Genomic DNA, 3828 nt, shown 5'->3' with positions numbered 1-3828 from the left:
GGTAGATTTCAGTGACAATTTTTTCAATCTTTTCTTGAACAGAAAGTTCATTGTCATAAAGACGTGTATAGTTGGCTGGGTTTTCAGCGATTGTCTTGACAAGAGTTTCAGCAAGCGCTACACCACCTTCTGCACCATCAGCCCAGACACTAGCCAACTCCACTGGTACATCGATTGAGGCACAGAGTTCTTTCAAGGCTGCGATTTCAGCTTCTGTATCAGAAACAAATTCGTTAATCGCAACAACTGCTGGAATACCGAACTTGCGAATATTTTCAACATGGCGTTTCAAGTTAGCAAAACCTGCGCGCACTGCTTCTACATTTTCCTCTGTAAGAGCGTCCTTAGCTACGCCACCATTCATCTTAAGGGCACGAAGGGTTGCGACAATAACTACTGCATCTGGAGAAGTTGGCAAGTTTGGTGTCTTGATATCAAGGAATTTCTCAGCTCCAAGGTCCGCACCAAAACCAGCTTCAGTAACTGTGTAATCAGCCAAGTGAAGGGCTGTTGTCGTTGCCAAGACAGAGTTACATCCGTGAGCGATATTGGCAAATGGACCACCGTGTACAAAGGCAGGTGTACCGTAAATTGTCTGAACCAAGTTTGGCTTAATAGCATCTTTCAAAATCAATGCTAAAGCACCTTCTACCTGCAAATCACCTACAGAAACAGGCGTACGGTCATAGCGATAACCGATAACGATATTGGCCAAACGGCGTTTCAAGTCCTCGATGTCCGTTGCCAAGCAAAGAATTGCCATGATTTCTGAAGCAACTGTAATGTCAAAGCCATCCTCACGAGGAATACCGTTTAGAGGACCGCCAAGTCCAACGGTTACATGACGAAGGGCGCGGTCGTTCAAGTCCACAACACGTTTCCAGAGGATACGACGTTGGTCAATTCCAAGCTCATTGCCTTGGTGCAAGTGGTTGTCAATCAAGGCAGAAAGAGCATTGTTGGCAGTTGTAATGGCATGCATGTCCCCTGTAAAGTGGAGGTTGATGTCTTCCATTGGCAGGACTTGGGCGTAACCACCACCTGCAGCACCACCTTTGATACCCATGACTGGACCAAGAGATGGTTCGCGGATAGCAATCATAGTTTTTTTACCAATCTTGTTCAAGGCATCCGCCAGACCAATGGTAATGGTTGATTTCCCTTCACCTGCAGGCGTTGGGTTGATGGCAGTAACCAAGATCAATTTCCCGACTGGATTACTCTCAACTGCACGAATTTTATCAAAGCTGAGCTTAGCCTTGTACTTTCCATACAACTCCAAATCGTCGTAAGAAATACCAAGTTTCTCTACAACATCAACGATTGGCTTCAACTCAATACTCTGTGCGATTTCAATATCTGTTTTCATTCAAAACTCCTCTAACCTCTTATATGATAATTCATTATAACACAAAACAAGATTTTTAACATCCTTAAACTCTCTAAACGTTCGTAAATATCCCTGTTTTTAAGGTTTTTAGAGTCCTTTCTTAAATTTTATATGGCTTTATAGTTTGAAACTATAGTAAATCTTCGTTTTTACCAAAATTTATCGCTTTCATTTTACTTACCGTTTATTTTTGTGTACAATAGTGCTATGAAAATTTTAGTTACATCGGGTGGCACCAGTGAAGCTATCGATAGCGTCCGCTCTATCACTAACCATTCCACAGGTCGCTTGGGGAAAATCATCACAGAAACCTTGCTTGCTGCCGGGCATGAAGTTTGTTTAATTACGACAAAACGAGCTCTGAAGCCAGAATCCCATCCCAACCTAAGCATTCAAGAAATCAATAATACCAATGACCTTCTTCTAGAAATGCAAGAACATGTTCAGGATTATCAGGTCTTGATTCACTCAATGGCCGTATCTGATTACACTCCTGTTTATATGACGGGGCTTGAGGAGGTTCAGGCTAGCTCCAATTTGGAAGAATTTTTAAACAAGCAGAATCATCAAGCTAAGATTTCTTCGACTGATGAGGTTCAGGTTTTGTTCCTGAAAAAGACACCCAAAATCATCTCTCTAGTCAAGGAATGGAATCCTGCTATTCATCTGATTGGCTTTAAACTGCTGGTTGATGTTACCGAAGACCATCTAGTTGACATTGCTAGAAAAAGTCTTATCAAGAACCAAGCAGACTTGATTATCGCAAATGATCTCACTCAAATCTCAGCAGATCAACACCGAGCAATCTTTGTTGAGAAAAATCATCTTCAAACGGTTAACACTAAAGAAGAAATTGCAGAACTCCTCCTTGAAAAAATTCAAGCCTACCAATCTTAGAAAGGAAAGCTATGGCAAACATTCTCTTGGCTGTAACGGGGTCAATCGCCTCTTACAAGTCGGCAGATTTAGTCAGTTCTCTAAAAAAACAAGGCCATCAAGTCACTGTCTTAATGACTCAGGCTGCTACAGAGTTTATCCAACCTTTGACACTACAAGTACTCTCACAGAATCCTATCCACTTGGATGTCATGAAGGAACCCTATCCAGATCAAGTCAATCATATCGAACTTGGAAAAAAGGCGGATTTATTTATTGTAGCCCCTGCAACAGCTAATACTATTGCAAAACTAGCCCACGGCTTTTCAGATAACATGGTGACCAGTACATCTCTAGCCTTGCCCAGTCATATTCCCAAACTCATCGCACCTGCTATGAATACAAAGATGTATGACCATCCGGCAACTCAGGCTAATCTGAAAACATTAGAAACCTACGGCTATCAGCTGATTGCTCCTAAGGAATCCCTACTAGCTTGTGGAGACCATGGACGAGGAGCTTTAGCCGACCTCACAATTATTTTAGAAAGAATAAAGGAAACTCTCGATGAAAAAACGCTCTAATATTGCGCCCATTGCTATCTTCTTTGCAACCATGCTCGTAATACACTTTCTAAGCTCACTTATCTTTAACCTTTTTCCATTCCCAATCAAACCGACTATCGTTCATATTCCTATCATTATTGCCAGCATTATCTACGGTCCACGAGTTGGGGTTACACTTGGATTTTTGATGGGCCTACTTAGCTTGACAGTTAACACGATTACAATTCTACCGACAAGCTACCTCTTCTCACCATTTGTACCAAACGGAAACATCTACTCAGCTATCATTGCCATTGTCCCACGTATTTTGATTGGTTTGACTCCTTACTTAGTCTATAAGCTGATGAAAAATAAGACTGGACTGATTCTAGCTGGTGCCCTTGGTTCACTTACCAACACAGTCTTTGTACTTGGTGGAATTTTCTACCTTTTTGGAAATGTTTTTGATGGTAATATCCAAAAACTCCTAGCAACTGTTATCTCAACAAATTCGATTGCTGAATTAGTCATTTCCGCAGTTCTAACCTTAGCCATTGTTCCAAGATTACAAACTTTGAAGAAATAAAAACAATCTCCGCTTTCAAGTTTGAAGGTGGAGATTTTGTTTGATGTAGTTTGTGTTTTTAGTGAAATGTTTACGAGTCTTTAATTAAAAAAAGGACTTATAGACCTAAGTAAATCCTTGCTTTATTGTCTTTTTTATTGTACTATACTAGTGTATATACAGATAAAAAGGAGATTCTTATGAACACACGGAAAAAGACACAATTTATGACAATGACTGCCCTTTTAACGGCTATTGCGATTTTGATTCCAATTGTTATGCCTTTTAAGATTGTCATTCCACCTGCTTCTTACACTTTGGGAAGCCACATCGCTATTTTTATCGCCATGTTCTTGTCGCCCTTGATGGCAGTTTTTGTCATCCTAGCCTCTAGTTTTGGTTTTTTGATGGCTGGCTATCCCATGGTTATCGTTTTTCGAGCTTTTTCCCGT

The 3828-nt window shown here is 40.8% G+C and carries 4 protein-coding genes and 1 pseudogene; 4 read left to right on the top strand and 1 reads right to left on the bottom strand.

Annotated elements, in window-relative coordinates; translation table 11 throughout:
* On the bottom strand, positions 1-1369 hold a 1369-nt coding region (locus SMIDD26_RS03550; RefSeq protein WP_246746879.1), incomplete at its 3' end, for a formate--tetrahydrofolate ligase.
* Positions 1370-1597: 228 nt separating this feature from the next.
* Between SMIDD26_RS03550 and coaB the strand changes: the two genes are divergently transcribed.
* The 4 genes and pseudogenes from coaB to SMIDD26_RS12655 form a co-directional block, all read left to right on the top strand.
* The gene (gene coaB / locus SMIDD26_RS03545) at positions 1598-2287 is read left to right on the top strand and encodes a phosphopantothenate--cysteine ligase (RefSeq protein WP_061438964.1); all 690 of its coding nucleotides are present in this window, start codon (positions 1598-1600) and stop codon (positions 2285-2287) included.
* A gap of 11 nt (positions 2288-2298) precedes the next feature.
* Positions 2299-2850: a phosphopantothenoylcysteine decarboxylase gene (gene coaC, locus SMIDD26_RS03540; RefSeq protein ID WP_061438962.1), complete on the top strand. Its 552-nt coding sequence runs from the start codon at positions 2299-2301 to the stop codon at positions 2848-2850.
* A complete protein-coding gene (locus SMIDD26_RS03535) occupies positions 2834-3397 on the top strand; it encodes an ECF transporter S component (protein WP_061438960.1) in 564 nt (187 codons plus the stop codon). Before coaC ends, SMIDD26_RS03535 begins: the two co-directional genes overlap by 17 nt.
* 179 nt (positions 3398-3576) lie before the next feature.
* Positions 3577-3828: pseudogene (locus tag SMIDD26_RS12655) on the top strand (hypothetical protein); the annotation flags it as partial.

The organism is Streptococcus mitis (assembly GCF_001579035.1).
GTDB lineage: Bacteria > Bacillota > Bacilli > Lactobacillales > Streptococcaceae > Streptococcus > Streptococcus mitis_J.
The sequence above is the reverse complement of the archived record's forward strand: the minus strand, read 5'-3'. Positions and strand labels throughout refer to the sequence as shown.